This window comes from Vibrio sp. 1078-1 (assembly GCF_033340475.1).
This window is the reverse complement of sequence record NZ_JAWOWM010000008.1, coordinates 38017-54638: the sequence shown is the minus strand read 5'-3', so window position 1 is coordinate 54638 and position 16622 is coordinate 38017. Positions and strand designations below refer to the sequence as shown.

The 16622-nt window shown below is 44.4% G+C and carries 18 protein-coding genes; 13 read left to right on the top strand and 5 right to left on the bottom strand.

Annotated features, from left to right (window positions below):
• Positions 1–7: 7 nt before the first annotated feature.
• Positions 8–853, bottom strand: coding sequence for an outer membrane protein OmpK (locus R7190_RS15805; protein WP_005391741.1), 846 nt, complete (start codon positions 851–853; stop codon positions 8–10).
• 323 nt (positions 854–1176) lie between these two features.
• Here R7190_RS15805 and R7190_RS15800 point away from each other — a divergent pair, with 323 nt between their 5' ends.
• The 4 genes from R7190_RS15800 to R7190_RS15785 are packed head-to-tail and all read left to right on the top strand — an operon-like array spanning position 1177 to position 4413.
• Positions 1177–1773 carry an LON peptidase substrate-binding domain-containing protein gene (locus tag R7190_RS15800; RefSeq protein WP_017636020.1) on the top strand — a complete coding sequence of 199 codons (597 nt, stop codon included), beginning with the start codon at positions 1177–1179 and terminating at the stop codon, positions 1771–1773.
• On the top strand, positions 1770–3128 hold the full coding sequence (locus R7190_RS15795; protein WP_186584709.1) for a DUF4397 domain-containing protein: 1359 nt from the start codon (positions 1770–1772) through the stop codon (positions 3126–3128). Before R7190_RS15800 ends, R7190_RS15795 begins: the two co-directional genes overlap by 4 nt.
• A 44-nt stretch (positions 3129–3172) precedes the next feature.
• Positions 3173–3757, top strand: a complete 585-nt coding sequence (locus R7190_RS15790) for an RNA polymerase sigma factor (protein ID WP_017636022.1) — start codon at positions 3173–3175, stop codon at positions 3755–3757.
• Positions 3754–4413, top strand: coding sequence for a ChrR family anti-sigma-E factor (locus R7190_RS15785; RefSeq protein ID WP_005380256.1), 660 nt, complete (start codon positions 3754–3756; stop codon positions 4411–4413). The genes R7190_RS15790 and R7190_RS15785 overlap by 4 nt, the downstream gene beginning before the upstream one ends.
• Positions 4414–4476: 63 nt before the next feature.
• Here R7190_RS15785 and R7190_RS15780 read toward each other — a convergent pair whose 3' ends face one another.
• The 4 genes from R7190_RS15780 to R7190_RS15765 form a co-directional block, all read right to left on the bottom strand.
• Positions 4477–5829: an AmpG family muropeptide MFS transporter gene (locus R7190_RS15780; RefSeq protein ID WP_005380257.1), complete on the bottom strand. Its 1353-nt coding sequence runs from the start codon at positions 5827–5829 to the stop codon at positions 4477–4479.
• Positions 5830–5900: 71 nt separating this feature from the next.
• Positions 5901–6446: a peptidylprolyl isomerase gene (locus R7190_RS15775; RefSeq protein ID WP_186584710.1), complete on the bottom strand. Its 546-nt coding sequence runs from the start codon at positions 6444–6446 to the stop codon at positions 5901–5903.
• On the bottom strand, positions 6446–7015 hold the full coding sequence (locus tag R7190_RS15770) for a YajG family lipoprotein (RefSeq protein ID WP_005380259.1): 570 nt from the start codon (positions 7013–7015) through the stop codon (positions 6446–6448). The genes R7190_RS15775 and R7190_RS15770 overlap by 1 nt, the downstream gene beginning before the upstream one ends.
• 32 nt (positions 7016–7047) lie before the next feature.
• The gene (locus R7190_RS15765) at positions 7048–8202 is read right to left on the bottom strand and encodes a methyltransferase (RefSeq protein WP_005385302.1); all 1155 of its coding nucleotides are present in this window, start codon (positions 8200–8202) and stop codon (positions 7048–7050) included.
• Positions 8203–8445: 243 nt separating this feature from the next.
• Here R7190_RS15765 and bolA point away from each other — a divergent pair, with 243 nt between their 5' ends.
• The 9 genes from bolA (at position 8446) to nqrM (ending at position 16489) form a co-directional block, all read left to right on the top strand.
• On the top strand, positions 8446–8754 hold the full coding sequence (gene bolA, locus R7190_RS15760) for a transcriptional regulator BolA (protein WP_005380262.1): 309 nt from the start codon (positions 8446–8448) through the stop codon (positions 8752–8754).
• Positions 8755–9227: 473 nt separating this feature from the next.
• Positions 9228–10568, top strand: coding sequence for a Na(+)-translocating NADH-quinone reductase subunit A (locus tag R7190_RS15755; protein WP_005380264.1), 1341 nt, complete (start codon positions 9228–9230; stop codon positions 10566–10568).
• A 5-nt stretch (positions 10569–10573) separates the two neighbouring features.
• A complete protein-coding gene (locus R7190_RS15750; protein WP_005380265.1) occupies positions 10574–11818 on the top strand; it encodes an NADH:ubiquinone reductase (Na(+)-transporting) subunit B in 1245 nt (414 codons plus the stop codon).
• Complete coding sequence (locus R7190_RS15745; RefSeq protein WP_005380267.1) at positions 11808–12578, top strand: Na(+)-translocating NADH-quinone reductase subunit C; 771 nt, start codon at positions 11808–11810, stop codon at positions 12576–12578. Before R7190_RS15750 ends, R7190_RS15745 begins: the two co-directional genes overlap by 11 nt.
• On the top strand, positions 12578–13210 hold the full coding sequence (locus R7190_RS15740; RefSeq protein ID WP_005380269.1) for an NADH:ubiquinone reductase (Na(+)-transporting) subunit D: 633 nt from the start codon (positions 12578–12580) through the stop codon (positions 13208–13210). Before R7190_RS15745 ends, R7190_RS15740 begins: the two co-directional genes overlap by 1 nt.
• A 7-nt stretch (positions 13211–13217) precedes the next feature.
• Positions 13218–13814 carry an NADH:ubiquinone reductase (Na(+)-transporting) subunit E gene (gene nqrE, locus R7190_RS15735; protein WP_005380270.1) on the top strand — a complete coding sequence of 199 codons (597 nt, stop codon included), beginning with the start codon at positions 13218–13220 and terminating at the stop codon, positions 13812–13814.
• Positions 13815–13847: 33 nt separating this feature from the next.
• Positions 13848–15071: an NADH:ubiquinone reductase (Na(+)-transporting) subunit F gene (nqrF, locus tag R7190_RS15730; RefSeq protein ID WP_005380271.1), complete on the top strand. Its 1224-nt coding sequence runs from the start codon at positions 13848–13850 to the stop codon at positions 15069–15071.
• A 157-nt stretch (positions 15072–15228) separates the two neighbouring features.
• Positions 15229–16233, top strand: a complete 1005-nt coding sequence (locus tag R7190_RS15725) for an FAD:protein FMN transferase (RefSeq protein ID WP_005380272.1) — start codon at positions 15229–15231, stop codon at positions 16231–16233.
• Positions 16234–16255: 22 nt separating this feature from the next.
• A complete protein-coding gene (gene nqrM, locus R7190_RS15720; protein ID WP_186584711.1) occupies positions 16256–16489 on the top strand; it encodes a (Na+)-NQR maturation NqrM in 234 nt (77 codons plus the stop codon).
• Positions 16490–16622: the final 133 nt, after the last annotated feature.

Genomic DNA, 16622 nt, shown 5'->3' with positions numbered 1-16622 from the left:
GGTTCAATTAGAACTTGTAAGTTACAGCTAGGTAGTGGCTTACACCAGTCGATTCTAGCTCAACACCTGGAGCAACTTGTAGACCGTCTTTTACGCCATATACTTCTTTGTATGCTTTCAGGCCGTAACCAACCGCGAAGCGATCTGAGTGCCAGTAAATGCCGTTGAACATTGCACCACCGTTTGACGCGGTAGTACCAAATTTGTTACCAGCATCATCATCCATACCGAATTGGTAATCAATGTAACCTTGGTAAGAAATGAATGAACCATTGTCGAAGAAGTAGAATGGTTTGAACCAGTTAGTCGAGATTTGGAAACCGTTCCAACCTTTGTTGTTGCCATCGTAAGTGCTGTACAGGTTTAGGCCGATTTTACCTAACCAAGGAACCATTACATCAGAACCTAAACCGATTTTCTGGTTGTTTACACCACCGTTGTTACCGCCCCATTCCATTAGAGATGCAATGTATAGCTCTTGAACTGGACCGAAAGATAGGTCTTTACCAGTTACGGCATCTAGAGACATACGTGGTGCAAATTTCATGAACATCTTGTCAGGAGCGCCGTTCTCAATTGACTTATCTTGGTTATCTTTAGTCGCTAGGTTAAATACGTCTACGTAACCGTATAGGTCGAAAATACCAGAGCGACCGCCAAATTCCATTTCTAGGTAATCGTGAGCGTTGTCGTCAGCGCCTTTAACTCGTGGCATTTCATCAATTGAGTACATGTAGTTGAACTGCATCCACTTGTAATCGTTTTTGTGGATATCGCCGTCAGAGTAATCTGCCGCCATAACTGGAGCTGAAGTAGCCGCTAGAAGGCTAAGAGCTAAAAGTGATTTACGCATAAGGGGACTCTCTATGTTTGTAATGATTCAGAACACGCAATCTATGCTGCGCTTTCCAATTGGCGGGAATAATAGCGATAAAAATCCCAAATGAAAGTGATAAAGGGTGCAAAACTGAACGTTTTTGGTGAGTTGTGTCACGAAATTATCTTTATTTACGGAACTTTTTGTTTGTTGCATTTGATTGCAATAAATGTGTGATTTGGATCGTTTGCGTAAGCGATTTTATGACTTTTTAAGCCAGTCGATTAACCAACATAAATCGTTAGTGATCGGAGTGATAAGGGATTCGTATGTATCCGTGAATCAAAGAGGACGTTTGAATGAAAGAAGTCATGTTATTCCCACTCACTTCAGTTGTACTCCCTGAGGGTAAAATGAATCTGCGCATTTTTGAGCCACGATATAAGCGAATGGTAAAGGAATGCAGCCTACAAAATGTGGGCTTTGGAGTTTGCCTGGTAGGAAGTGAAGGTGACCCTAAAGACGTGGGTAACGTTTCATCTATCGGAACTTTGGTCAGGATCGTTGATTTTGAAACACTCAGTGATGGCCTTCTTGGTATTACAGTTGCTGGTGAGCAACGCTTTGTTGTCAAACGCGTCCGTGCAGATGCGGATGGCTTACGTCATGCAGAGGTTGAATGGTTAGACAATTGGCAACATCTAGACAACTCACCAGATTTCTTCTTTTTAAGCCAGCAGTTATCCCATGTTTATGAAGAGTTTCCTCAACTTGGAAGCCTCTACCAGCATCGTTTTTACGATGACTCTGCTTGGGTTACTCAGCGTTGGCTTGAGTTACTACCCCTAGACTGCAATCTGTTCGAACAGCTAGTCGGCGCAGAGGACTGTATTCCTGCGTTGCAATTTCTGACAGAAGCCATAGAAGCCCCGACTAACAAAGAGGCAAGGATATGAAAGGATTTAATAAAGCTGCGCTAACTATTGTTGCGACATTAGGACTGGCGGCGTGTGGCTCCGACAGTGACACTATCGAGTATTCCAATTTACAAGCAGTGCACGCTTCTTCTGATGCGCCGCTTGCAAATGTGTGGATCAACGATAAACCATCTTTAACGAATGTTGATTATGGTGTGGGATCTGGCTACGTTAAATTGCGAGAGGGGATGAATTCGATTCAGGTCGATGTACAGCTCCCAAGTAATGAAACCGCGACCGTAGTACCTAAAACAGAACTAGATCTTGATTCCGACCTCAATTATAACGTGTTCGTTGTTGGCGATGCCGATGGTTCGCCAAACCCAGTTGAGCCTTTAGTTGTGACTCGCAGCGCCGATTCAATGGCTGATGCCAATAGTCTAGATGTTCAAGTTGTTCATGCAGCTTCAGGCGTTCCTGCTGTTGATCTTTATGTCACTGAGCCAGGTGTTGCTCTTGCTAGCGCGACTCCAATAACTAACCTTGCTTACAAAGCTTCTACCGACGTATTGAACATCCCAGCTGGTGAGTATCAAGTTCGACTTGCCGTAGGAGACAGCGTTGCTTTTGACTCGGGCAAAGTATCTCTTGCGGCTAACTCCAACTTGACGATTGCCGCTATCGGCACAGGAGATTCGAATAGCACGTCACCTGTCAAACTCTTGGTGTTGGACGGTTCGGGCTCTTCTATAATTGAAGATATGGGCAGCCAAGCTGAAGTAAGAGTCGGACACCTTGTCGATGGAGCGCCAGTCGTCGATGTTAACGTTAACGGGGCGGCCTTCGCTCCTCTTGCCGACTTAGCGTTCAAAGAGATTCGTGGTTATTTGGATCTTGCTGCTGGCGCTTACGATATTGACGTTTACGTGGATGGCACAACAACCAATCCGATCATAGATGTTGACGGGTTAATGGTTGCAGGTGGAATGGATTACAGTGTTTATGCAGTCGGTGTTGTTAGCCCAGCGATTGATATCGAAGCTCTGGTTGTTGAAGATATGAGACGCGCTGTGGCGACTAGCGCGACATTGAATGTGACACACGCGGCGGCTAATCCTATAGCGGAAATGGTGGATATTTACCTCACTACGAGTGCAGGAATAGATGGAAGTGATCCAACTATTGCTAATTTTGCGTATAAAAATAGCGTACAAGGATTATATGTCGCTGAAGGTACATATTATGTAACGGTAACAGTGGCTGGTAACCCAAGTATTGTTGCGGTTGACTCAGCACCAGTCAATGTAATGAACGGTGTTGTGTACCAAGTCGTTGCCATTGATGATGGGAACAACGGTGGTTTCAACTTGTTGGTCGATGACGTGACCGATTAGGACGAATGGGAGGAGGAGACTCCTCCCACAAATTAAGGCCGATTATGATGAGTGATAGCCCGAAAAAACTGGGGCGCAGTGATTGGAACGATTACATGGATAAAGTGAAGGATCGAGACAAAGATGCGTTCGCTTTTGTATTCCGTTTTTACGCACCCAAGCTGAAGCAATTCGCTTACAAACATGTTGGTAATGAGCAAGTTGCTATGGAGATGGTGCAAGAGACCATGGCGACAGTTTGGCAGAAAGCGCACCTCTATGATGGTGAAAAGAGCGCGTTATCGACTTGGATATATACCATAATCCGAAACCTTTGTTTTGATCTGCTGAGAAAACAGAAAGGTAAGGAATTACACATTCATTCTGATGACATTTGGCCGTCAGAGTATTATCCACCTGATCTTGTTGATCACTATTCACCAGAACAAGATATGTTGAAAGAACAGGTGGTTAAGTTTTTAGATATATTACCGAAAAACCAGAGAGATGTTTTACAAGCGGTATATCTTGAAGAGTTACCTCATCAACAGGTCGCGGAATTATTTGATATACCCCTCGGTACCGTAAAATCCAGGCTGAGGCTTGCAGTAGAAAAGCTAAGGCATTCAATGCATACGGAGCAACTATGAACAAACACCCAGATAACAGCTTGTTAGAAGCATACGCTTCGGGAAGCATTGATGCAGTTTCTGGTCTTGTGGTCGCAACCCATTTAGAAACATGCACCAAGTGCCGAGCTTATGTGAACCAAGTCGAAGCAAGTCAAGCGAACATCGTAAGTGACATACCTTCTGAGTATGTTTCTGAATTTGACGACATGTTCAATGACATCATCAACGCGGAGCCAGCGACTGATAACATCGTGATCCGCGACTCTGCTGCTGTTAATGTGGCAGGAAAAAGCTTCGCTCTTCCTAAAACCTTAGCGCGTTTCTCTGACCTCGTAGGGTCATGGAGAAGTTACGGAGGCAAGGTTTTCAGTGCTCAGATTGATCTAGGGGAAGACGCTCGTGTCAGCTTAATGTACATCGGGGAAGATGTGCAAATCCCTCAACATACGCACAAAGGCCTGGAGTCTACATTGATCCTACATGGTGGATTTAGTGACGAGGATGGCCAATATGAAGAGGGCGATTTGATGATTAGAGACGCATCAGTGAAGCACAGCCCTTACACTAAGGCCGGAGAAGACTGCTTGTGTTTAACCGTATTGACTGAGCCGATGATCTTTACTCAAGGCGTGGCACGTATATTTAATATGTTTGGTAAAGGGTTATACCCATAGACCTCTTATCTTATATCTCGCAAAACAAAAACCACCGAATTCGGTGGTTTTTTATATGTTTCGTTAATGCTTGTGACGTGCTTTTTCCAATAGAGCATCAAAGTAATGTCGTAGCGAGTACAACATAATCAAGCTTGGCACGACCATGACAGCGGTAAGCACGAAGAATGTGCTCCAATCATTGAGATAATCCACTAGCTCGCCACTGAAAGAAGCAAGAGTCGTCCGTCCGAAGTTTCCTAGAGAGGCAAGTAACGCATACTGAGTTGCCGAAAATGCTTGCCCGGTTAGAATCGTCAAAAATGAAACAAAAGCGACAGTTGAGAAAGCAGTCGTAAAGTTATCGACAATAATCGTGGCTAAGTACAAGTGCTCGTTTGGGCCTACCGAAGCAATCCAAGCAAACATCAAGTTACTGGCAGACATCGCAATACCGCCGATCATTAATCCACGTACAATACCAAACCTAACGTTGAACATGCTTCCGACAAAAGTAAAGAAGATGGTGGCTCCCCAACCGATCAGTTTGGAGTAATAGCCAATTTGTTCATTGCTAAAACCAATATCTTTATAGAACGCGATCGACATCCTGCCCAAAAACGCTTCGCCAATTTTAAATAGGAAAACGAACAGCAACAGAGTAATCGCGACACGGACGCCATTGCGATTAAAGAAATCAAGGAAAGGTTCTACAACAGTCACGGTAAACCAAGCTACGACTTTTGAACCAACCACTTCTTTGTGGCGTTGTTCTGCGGCAGACTGAAGTTGTTCGCGTTGAGTCTTCGGTTCACCGACTAAAATCGTAAAGACCATTAGAATGCCGACTATCACCGCCATCCCGTAGTACACACCATTCCAACCGACACTGTCAGCATTAACAAACGCTAAATAACCCGGTAGTGAATAACCTGTCCACCAGCCAATGACCGCCATTGCAGAAGCTTGAGGCAGTTTAGACTCTTCTGACTTTGGGAAAGTATCAATACGAAAAGCATCAATTGCGATGTCTTGTGTCGCTGAAGCCGTTGCAATGCACAAGGCGAGTAGTGACGCAAACACCAAGTTTTCCGCTGGATTAACGCCGGCAATAAATAGGGTAGCGACGAGTACGATACTTTGGCAAAAGAAAATCCAGCTACGTCTTTGCCCCAGCAGTCTAAAGAGGACTGGCAGCTTCACGCGGTCAACCAGAGGTGCCCACAGAAAGTTGATCGCATAGACCGCAAAAACGCTACCAAAATAGCCAATTGCGGAGAGGGTCAAGCCGGCATCTTTTAGCCAACCTGACATGTTTGAACCGATAAGAACCCACGGAAAGCCGCTAGAGCAGCCCAGCATGAAAACCCACATGAGTCGTTTATCGAGGTAACTTTTTACCGTTTCCAACCAAGTGATGGAAGGTAATGAAGACATAAATCAATCCAATAAAATGAAGCCGTTGAAAGAGAAAGCCCTTCGATTATTCAAAGGGCTTATCGTTTTGGCTATTTAAGTAGTGTAGCTTTGGTGATGACGATTTGCGTCTCTGGTACATCACGCATTCGGCCTACTGTCGTGGTCGGCTGCTGAGCCATTTTCTGGATAACGTCGAACCCCTCAGTAACCTCACCAAATACAGCATAACCTGGTGGTCGAGCGCCATAGTTGAGAAAGTCATTGTCGACTAAGTTGACGAAAAACTGACGAGTTGCAGAGTTTGGTGCATTGGTTCGTGCCATGGCGATGGTAGCACGGTTATTGTTTAGACCATTATTTCCTTCGTTTTTGATTGGCGCGTATGTTTTCACCATCTGCATATCTTGGTTAAAGCCGCCACCTTGTGCCATGAAGCCTGGGATAATACGATGAAAAATAGTACCTTCGTAGCTCCCATCTTCTACATATTTCAGAAAATTAGCGACAGTGATAGGTGCTTTCTCTTCGTTTAACTCAACCGTAAATGAGCCAAGTGTCGTTTCAAACGCTACTTTTGGTCCAGCCCAAACGCTGCAGCTGAGTAATGCTAAAGACAGAATCGCTTTGCGTAACATTAGAAACGCTCCTGCATGTATTGACGAAGCTCAGGGTCATTGGCAATCTCTTTAAGCGTCAATGTCACCACATCATTCAATGTCTCTTCAATATCGGCATCAGAAGCACTCAATGTGCCAGATCGCTTTGCTGTACCTGTATAAGTTTTGACTAGCTTGCCCTCAGGTGTCTCTGCTGTGATTTCCAGCACAACTTTAGCATCCATCTCATTTTCCATCACCGAATGCTTCACGTTGACCAACGCTTCTTGAACGCTCAATTCAATCGCGTTGTTGCTGTTTAGATCCGCATGGAAACCTTGAGATGAGAATTGCTTCTCTAATGCTTCTTCTAACGCAATACGTAAATTCTGTTTAGCATGAAGAGGAAGAATGTTCGAACGGCCGTTATCCACCAACGCCACGTACTGCGCTGCACGTACATCTTTGCTGGTCAAACTGTAAGTCTTGCCTTGAACAATTGGATTGGTGCTCAATGTGCTTTCTGGCATCAGGTTCAGCTGAGGTTGTTGAGGGGCTGAACACGCAGCAAGCAACGCAACCGAAGCCGCAAGTACCAATTTTCTCATTTTATTATTCCTTTTAACTATTTTGCTAAAGCTTATTTTGCGCTTAATTTAGCAGGATTTTTTGTAGCCTGTAAAATCACAAACTTATTGTTGGAAGCGATAAGTTTCACATTTTTATCGCCAAACAGACGTTTGAGTTTTGCGTCGTACCCGAGGTGACGATTTCCGATAACCAGTAAACGGCCATTTTCACTTAATACTTGTTTAGCATCGCAGAACATTTGCCAAGCAATATGATCGGTGATTGCCTGTTGTTGATGAAACGGTGGATTACACATAACCATAGAGCTGCTGCTGTGTTTAAAACCGTCCAAGCAATTGTTCGCTATGCACTGTATGTCTCTATTTTCACCAAGGTTGTCGCGTAGGTTCTGTTTTGCTGATTCAAGCGCCATAAAACTTTCATCAACACATGTTAGCCGAGCATTTGGATTCAACTGACCAAATTTAACAGACAGAACACCATTGCCGCAGCCAAGATCGATGACATTGTCTATCGAAGGGTCTTGAGGCAGGTGCTGCAGCATAAAGCGTGCACCTAAATCTAAACTTTCTCCTGAATAGACATTTGGCATGTTCTTGAGTTCGATATCTTCGCCATCAACGCGCCAAGTCGTGAAAGGCATTACTTCAATCGGAGGCTCAACTGTTGCTTGAGAAAACACCAATCTGTGCTTTTTCCAGGCCAAAGATGTTTTTGTTTCGCCTAAGTATTTTTCAAACAGTTTTAGCGTCGAAGTATGAATGTCTTTCGCTTTATTGACTGCAATGACGGGGCAGGAAGCCGGTAGCGCCTTTCTTAATTGGCTTAGTATCCACACTAGATGGCGGTTACTTTTGGGCAGTTGCAGCAAGACGAGATCAATATTGGCAGGAACGAGGTCCATCGTGGTGGCAAACGCTACTTTATTGCACTGGTTTTGCTCGAGATTTTGCTGTGCACCTTTATGTGAGATGAATGAATCACTCATTAGCGTTACATGGTGCTTTTCCGAAAACCAGCAGGAGAGGGCACCAAAGCTGTCATTAATCACGAGGATGTTTTGATTGTCTGGCAAAGCAAGCTCTTCAACATGATTAATAAGATACTCATCACCGGCATCCCACGCTTGTAGCGTTTCGTTACTACGTTTTGGGAAACGATGAAGTGTTAAGCTTCGCTCGTGAAGGTTCAGTTCGGTTTTCATAGCTAAATGTAAGTTGATTTAGAAATTAAGTGTTATTGTCGCAAATGATGACGTGTCGAGATACAAAAAGCTGTCAAATTTTACGAGTTCAGTGATGGCTGCTCTCTAGGCATGTTCATGGAGTCGAGCGCCTTGAGACAATATGTCTACAAAGTGCGTCAATAATGAGAGTGACGTTTGAGTGATGCATGTCTGCTTTACTTAGGTATATACTTATGGAATTCGCATCAATGAGGAACGAATATGATCCAAGAAATCATAGAGAAGAAACTACACAGTGAGCTGCAACCCAGCTATCTCAAAGTCATTAATGAGAGCTACATGCATAATGTGCCACCAGGCTCAGAGAGTCATTTCAAAGTGATTGTTGTGAGTGATTCGTTCGCGGGACAGCGTTTGATTGGGCGCCATCGTCAAGTTCATCAAATTTTGGCAGATGAACTGGATAACCACATTCATGCATTAGCTATTCATACATACACTGATGAAGAGTGGAAGCGTGAACAAGATGGCGCCCCTGATAGCCCGATGTGTATGGGTGGCGGTCACTAAAAACGCAAGATATAAAGGTGCAGAGAAAGGTGGCTTAAGGCCATCTTTTTTCGTTTTACATTCTTTAGGGACGTTAACGTGGCACAAATTCTGGTTAAAAAATGTGTTAACAGTGTTTCAACAAATGAATGGAAATTGCAGAATATTTCAGGCGATGAATATCACTTTTCCATAAGATATGTATGGAATATGGCATTTGTGCGATGGGTCAAAGTTATGACTATTCTTTGACCTTTTAGACCTGATTCTACCGAAATAACCCCTCTATTCTAATGATTGATCATGGCATCAAGTTCCTAAAAAATGCTAGACTACGGCACCTGATAAATCTCGCGTATTCCTTGTGACGAGATTTTTAATAGGATGTTGCGATTTTGATGTTTAAAACAACATCAAAACCGGACACTGATGTCGTGTCTAAAAGTTACGCAATCAAAAGAATCTTTTTCCCGATAAAAGTAGTGCAAGTGCGTATGATTACAATAAAGAAGGGCTTGGATCTTCCTATCGCAGGAACTCCATCCCAGGTGATTAATGATGGTAAGACCATCAAAAAAGTCGCCTTGCTTGGCGAAGAGTACGTTGGCATGCGACCTACCATGCATGTCCGCGTTGGTGATGAAGTGAAAAAAGCGCAAGTTCTTTTTGAAGATAAAAAGAACCCAGGCGTGAAATTTACTGCACCAGCAGCCGGTAAAGTGATCGAAGTTAACCGTGGCGCTAAACGTGTCCTTCAATCTGTAGTGATTGAAGTGGCAGGTGAAGAGCAGGTGACATTTGATAAGTTCGAAGCCGCTCAACTTTCAGGTCTAGATCGTGAAGTGATCAAGACTCAGTTGGTTGACTCTGGCTTATGGACCGCTTTACGTACTCGTCCGTTTAGCAAGGTTCCTGCAATCGAGTCTTCTACTAAGGCTATTTTCGTAACTGCAATGGATACTAATCCACTAGCAGCTAAGCCTGAGTTGATCATTAATGAGCAACAAGAAGCATTCATTGCTGGTCTAGACATTCTTTCAGCCCTGACAGAAGGCAAGGTTTACGTATGTAAATCTGGCACTAGCTTGCCACGCTCTTCACAGTCTAACGTAGAAGAACACGTCTTCGATGGCCCTCACCCAGCAGGTCTTGCTGGCACCCACATGCATTTCCTATACCCAGTAAATGCAGAGAATGTGGCATGGAGCATCAACTACCAAGACGTTATCGCGTTCGGTAAGCTGTTCCTAACTGGTGAGCTATGCACAGATCGTGTTGTGTCTCTAGCTGGCCCAGTTGTGAATAACCCTCGTCTAGTTCGTACCGTAATGGGTGCAAGCTTAGATGACCTAACAGATAACGAGCTGATGCCTGGCGAAGTTCGTGTGATCTCTGGTTCAGTACTAACAGGTACACATGCAACTGGTCCACACGCATACCTTGGCCGTTACCATCAACAGGTTTCTGTATTACGTGAAGGCCGTGAAAAAGAACTATTTGGCTGGGCAATGCCTGGTAAGAATAAGTTCTCGGTAACTCGCTCTTTCCTTGGTCACGTATTCAAAGGTCAGTTGTTCAATATGACAACGACGACCAATGGTAGTGATCGTTCAATGGTTCCAATTGGCAACTACGAACGCGTAATGCCTCTAGATATGGAGCCTACTTTGCTGCTTCGTGATCTATGTGCCGGCGACACAGACAGTGCTCAAGCACTGGGTGCGCTTGAACTGGATGAAGAAGATCTAGCATTGTGTACCTTTGTATGTCCAGGTAAGTACGAGTACGGTACGTTACTTCGTGAATGCCTAGATACTATCGAGAAGGAAGGGTAATTTTCATGGCTCTTAAAAAGTTTCTTGAAGACATCGAGCATCATTTTGAGCCTGGTGGCAAACACGAAAAATGGTTTGCCCTGTACGAAGCTGTAGCAACAGTTTTTTACACCCCAGGTATCGTAACAAATAAAAGCTCGCACGTTCGTGATAGCGTTGACCTAAAACGTATCATGATCATGGTTTGGTTTGCGGTATTCCCAGCAATGTTCTGGGGTATGTACAACGCAGGTGGCCAAGCTATTGCAGCACTTAACCACATGTACGCTGGTGACCAACTAGCGACAGTTATCGCAGGTAACTGGCACTACTGGCTAACAGAAATGCTTGGCGGCACTATCGGTGCGGAAGCGGGTGTTGGCAGTAAGATGCTACTAGGTGCGACTTACTTCCTGCCAATCTACGCAACAGTATTTATTGTTGGTGGCTTCTGGGAAGTGTTGTTCTGTATGGTGCGTAAACACGAAGTTAACGAAGGTTTCTTTGTAACTTCTATCTTATTCGCACTTATCGTTCCACCAACGCTACCTCTATGGCAAGCGGCACTAGGTATCACATTTGGTGTTGTTGTAGCAAAAGAGATCTTCGGTGGTACAGGTCGTAACTTCCTTAACCCTGCACTTGCAGGTCGTGCATTTCTATTCTTCGCTTACCCAGCACAAATTTCGGGTGACGTAGTATGGACTGCAGCTGACGGCTTCTCTGGTGCAACTGCTCTTAGCCAATGGGCTCAAGGTGGTAACGGTGCTCTAGTTAACACAGTAACTGGCGCTCCTATCACTTGGATGGACGCGTTCATCGGTAACATCCCTGGCTCTATTGGTGAAGTATCGACTCTAGCTCTAATGATCGGTGCAGCGATGATCGTTTACATGCGAATCGCTTCATGGCGCATCATTGCGGGTGTGATGATCGGTATGATCGCAGTATCGACTCTGTTTAACGTGATCGGTTCTGACACTAATCCAATGTTTAATATGCCATGGCACTGGCACCTAGTTCTAGGTGGTTTTGCATTCGGTATGTTCTTCATGGCAACGGACCCAGTATCAGCGTCATTTACTAGCAAAGGTAAATGGTGGTACGGCATCCTGATTGGTGCAATGTGTGTGATGATCCGTGTAGTTAACCCAGCGTACCCAGAAGGTATGATGCTGGCGATTCTATTCGCGAACCTATTCGCACCTCTGTTCGACCATGTAGTGATTGAGAAGAACATCAAGCGGAGACTAGCACGCTATGGCAAGTAATAACGACAGCATTAAAAAGACGCTGGGTGTTGTTATCGGGTTGAGCCTTGTTTGTTCAATCATCGTATCAACAGCAGCAGTAGGTCTGCGTGATAAGCAAAAAGCTAACGCTGTCCTAGATAAGCAATCAAAGATCGTTGAAGTTGCAGGCATTGACGCAAACGGTAAGAAAGTACCAGAGCTATTTGCTGAGTACATCGAACCTCGTCTAGTAGACCTTGAAACAGGTAACTTTACTGAGGGTAATGCATCTACGTACGATCAACGTGAAGCATCAAAAGATGCAGAACGTTCAATCGCATTGACACCAGAAGAAGACGTAGCTGATATCCGTCGTCGCGCGAATACAGCAGTGGTGTACCTTGTAAAAGATCAAGATGAAGTCCAAAAAGTTATCCTGCCTATGCACGGTAAAGGACTATGGTCGATGATGTATGCCTTTGTAGCCGTTGAAACTGATGGTAACACTGTGTCTGCTATTACTTACTACGAGCAAGGTGAAACTCCTGGACTTGGTGGTGAAGTAGAGAACCCTTCATGGCGCGATCAATTCATTGGCAAGAAATTGTACAATGAAGATCACCAGCCAGCGATTAAGGTCGTGAAAGGCGGCGCACCGCAAGGTTCTGAGCACGGTGTTGATGGCCTATCAGGAGCGACGCTCACTAGTAATGGTGTTCAACACACATTTGACTTCTGGTTAGGTGATATGGGCTTTGGTCCTTTCCTAGCAAAAGTTCGTGACGGAGAACTTAACTAATGTCTAGTGCACAAAACGTTAAAAAGAGCATCCTAGCGCCAGTGTTGGATAACAACCCAATCGCGCTACAAGTTCTTGGTGTATGTTCTGCTCTTGCAGTAACAACTAAACTAGAAACAGCTTTTGTAATGACACTAGCGGTAACATTTGTAACTGCGTTGTCTAACTTCTCTGTTTCATTGATCCGTAACCACATTCCTAACAGTGTGCGTATCATCGTTCAGATGGCAATCATCGCATCGTTAGTAATCGTGGTAGACCAAGTGCTAAAAGCTTACCTATACGATATCTCTAAACAGCTATCTGTATTCGTTGGTCTGATTATCACTAACTGTATCGTAATGGGTCGTGCTGAAGCATTCGCAATGAAGTCTGCGCCAGTACCATCTCTTATTGACGGTATTGGTAACGGTCTAGGTTACGGCTTCGTTCTTATCACTGTAGGTTTCTTCCGTGAGCTATTTGGCTCAGGCAAACTATTTGGTCTAGAAGTTCTACCTCTAGTGAGCAACGGTGGTTGGTACCAGCCTAACGGCCTAATGCTACTAGCACCATCAGCATTCTTCCTAATCGGCTTCCTTATCTGGGTAATCCGTATTCTGAAACCAGAACAAGTAGAAGCGAAGGAGTAAGGACGTCATGGAACATTACATTAGTCTGTTAGTTAAATCGATTTTCATCGAAAACATGGCTCTGTCTTTCTTCCTAGGTATGTGTACTTTCCTTGCCGTATCTAAGAAGGTTAAGACCTCTTTCGGCCTAGGTGTTGCAGTTGTGGTAGTTCTGACTATCGCTGTTCCTGTGAACAACCTGGTATACAACCTAGTTCTGAGAGAGAACGCGTTAGTTGAGGGCGTGGACCTTAGCTTCCTAAACTTCATCACCTTTATCGGTGTAATTGCAGCACTTGTACAGATTCTAGAGATGGTCCTAGACCGTTTCTTCCCACCTTTGTACAACGCGCTAGGCATCTTCCTACCGCTGATCACAGTAAACTGTGCAATCTTCGGTGGTGTATCTTTCATGGTACAACGTGACTACAACTTTGCTGAATCGATCGTTTACGGTTTCGGCTCTGGTGTGGGCTGGATGCTAGCAATCGTTGCTCTTGCAGGTATCCGTGAGAAGATGAAGTACTCTGACGTACCTCCAGGTCTACGTGGTCTTGGTATCACATTTATCACTGTAGGTCTTATGGCGTTAGGCTTTATGTCTTTCTCTGGTGTTCAACTGTAAGTCGGGTAAACCGCAACAATTAAGGAATAGTCAATGGACATTATTCTTGGTGTAGTGATGTTTACTCTGATCGTACTAGCACTAGTACTAGTGATTCTTTTCGCTAAGTCTAAGCTTGTACCAACAGGTGACATTACAATTTCTGTGAACGATGACCCTTCTCTGGCGATCGTTACACAACCAGGTGGTAAGCTACTGAGTGCTCTAGCAGGTGCTGGCGTATTCGTATCTTCTGCTTGTGGTGGCGGTGGCTCATGTGGTCAGTGTCGCGTAAAAGTTAAATCAGGTGGTGGCGACATCCTACCAACCGAGCTTGACCATATTACTAAAGGTGAAGCGCGTGAAGGTGAGCGTCTAGCGTGTCAGGTTGCAATGAAAACTGACATGGATATCGAGCTTCCTGAAGAAATCTTCGGCGTTAAGAAGTGGGAATGTACTGTTATCTCTAACGATAACAAAGCGACATTCATCAAAGAGCTTAAGCTACAAATTCCAGATGGCGAATCAGTACCTTTCCGTGCTGGTGGTTACATCCAGATTGAAGCTCCTGCTCACCACGTGAAATACGCAGACTACGATATTCCTGAGGAATACCGTGAAGACTGGGAGAAGTTCAACCTTTTCCGTTACGAGTCTAAAGTTAATGAAGAGACCATTCGTGCATACTCTATGGCTAACTACCCAGAAGAGCACGGTATCATCATGCTTAACGTTCGTATCGCAACTCCGCCGCCGAACAACCCAGACGTACCACCAGGCATCATGTCTTCGTACATCTGGTCTCTAAAAGAAGGCGACAAGTGTACTATTTCTGGTCCATTTGGTGAGTTCTTTGCGAAAGATACAGATGCAGAAATGGTATTCGTTGGTGGTGGTGCTGGTATGGCTCCAATGCGCTCACACATCTTCGACCAACTTAAGCGTCTGCACTCTAAGCGTAAGATGTCTTTCTGGTACGGCGCACGTTCTAAGCGTGAAATGTTCTACGTAGAAGACTTCGATATGCTACAAGCTGAGAATGACAACTTCGTATGGCACTGTGCACTGTCTGATCCACTTCCAGAAGATAACTGGGATGGTTACACTGGCTTTATTCACAACGTTCTTTACGAGAACTACCTACGTGATCACGAAGCGCCAGAAGACTGTGAATACTACATGTGTGGTCCACCTATGATGAACGCTGCTGTAATCGGCATGCTAAAAGATCTAGGTGTAGAGGATGAAAACATCCTACTAGATGACTTCGGTGGTTAATTCCTCCAAGTGATTGAATCTATGGCTAGCTCTCCAAGAGAGCTAGCCATTATTTTTTATAGACATAAAACTGATACTCAACAGTTGATATAGGTAATCGGATTGAAAGGATTGATCCTATTTCCCATATCAATTCAACAACATTGGGAGTTAACAAGTGAAAAAGTGGCTTGTTGCATTTGCTTCTCTATTGATTTTGGCTGGCTGTGAGCAGCCTGCCGATCAAATTCATTTAAGTGGCCCTACCATGGGGACTTCTTACAACATCAAGTATATCGAGCAAGATGGTATTCCAACGCCAAAAGCGATGCAGACAGAAATTGATCGCTTATTGGAAGAGGTTAATGACCAAATGTCGACCTATCGTGACGACTCAGAGTTAAGTCGTTTTAATCAGCATCAAACGAGCGAGCCATTTACAGTTTCGACACAAACTGCAACGGTAGTGAAAGAAGCAATTCGCCTTAACGGTCTTACTTTAGGTGCATTGGATGTGACGGTCGGCCCTCTAGTTAACCTGTGGGGGTTTGGTCCAGAAGCTCGTCCAGATGTAGTTCCAACCGATGAAGAACTCGCTGCTCGCAAAGCAAATACCGGTATTCACCACCTATCTGTTGATGGTAATACACTGTCCAAAGACCTTCCTAACTTGTACGTCGACCTATCGACGATTGCGAAAGGTTGGGGGGTTGACGTGGTTGCTGACTACCTTCAATCTGAAGGGGTACAGAACTTTATGGTCGAAGTTGGCGGTGAAATGCGTCTCAAAGGTGTCAATCGTGAAGGTGTGCCTTGGCGTATCGCAATTGAAAAACCGACCGTTGATGAACGTTCAATTCAAGAAATTATTGAACCAGGCGACATGGCAATTGCAACAAGTGGTGACTATCGTAATTACTTTGAGAGTAATGGTGTGAGATACTCTCATATTATTAATCCACGAACAGGCAAACCAATTCATCATAAAGTGGTGTCTGTAACGGTATTAGATAAATCGTCGATGACTGCTGATGGTCTTGCAACTGGTCTTATGGTGCTAGGTGAAGACAAAGGCATGGCAATTGCGAACGAAAATAATATTCCTGTTTTCATGATTGTGAAAACGGAAGATGGTTTTAAAGAGTTGGCTTCGGAAGCATACAAGCCATTCATGAAGAAATAACAACAGAAGTGAGCATGTTTTTATGAATACATTTCTAATTACCTTTGCTGTGTTTGTCGTGGTAATCACTGCAATGGCTGTCGGATACATTTTCCAAAAGAAAGTCGTGAAAGGTAGCTGTGGTGGCTTAGGGGCAGTTGGCATCGAAAAAGTGTGTAATTGTCCAGAACCCTGCGATGCGCGTAAAAAACGTGAAGCGCGCGAGGCTGCGCGTGCTGAGAAATTGGCGGCGTGGGAAAAAAATAGAATTGCTTAGTATTGGTTAATCGTACTAAGAAAGTGATAAAGCTCAGCGTTCTGCTGAGCTTTATTTTTAGGCAGCTAACCAAAGCTCAGATGTCCGAGAAAGAGCCCAATACCGTGTTTTGTTGTTTCTTTCTCTCATGTTA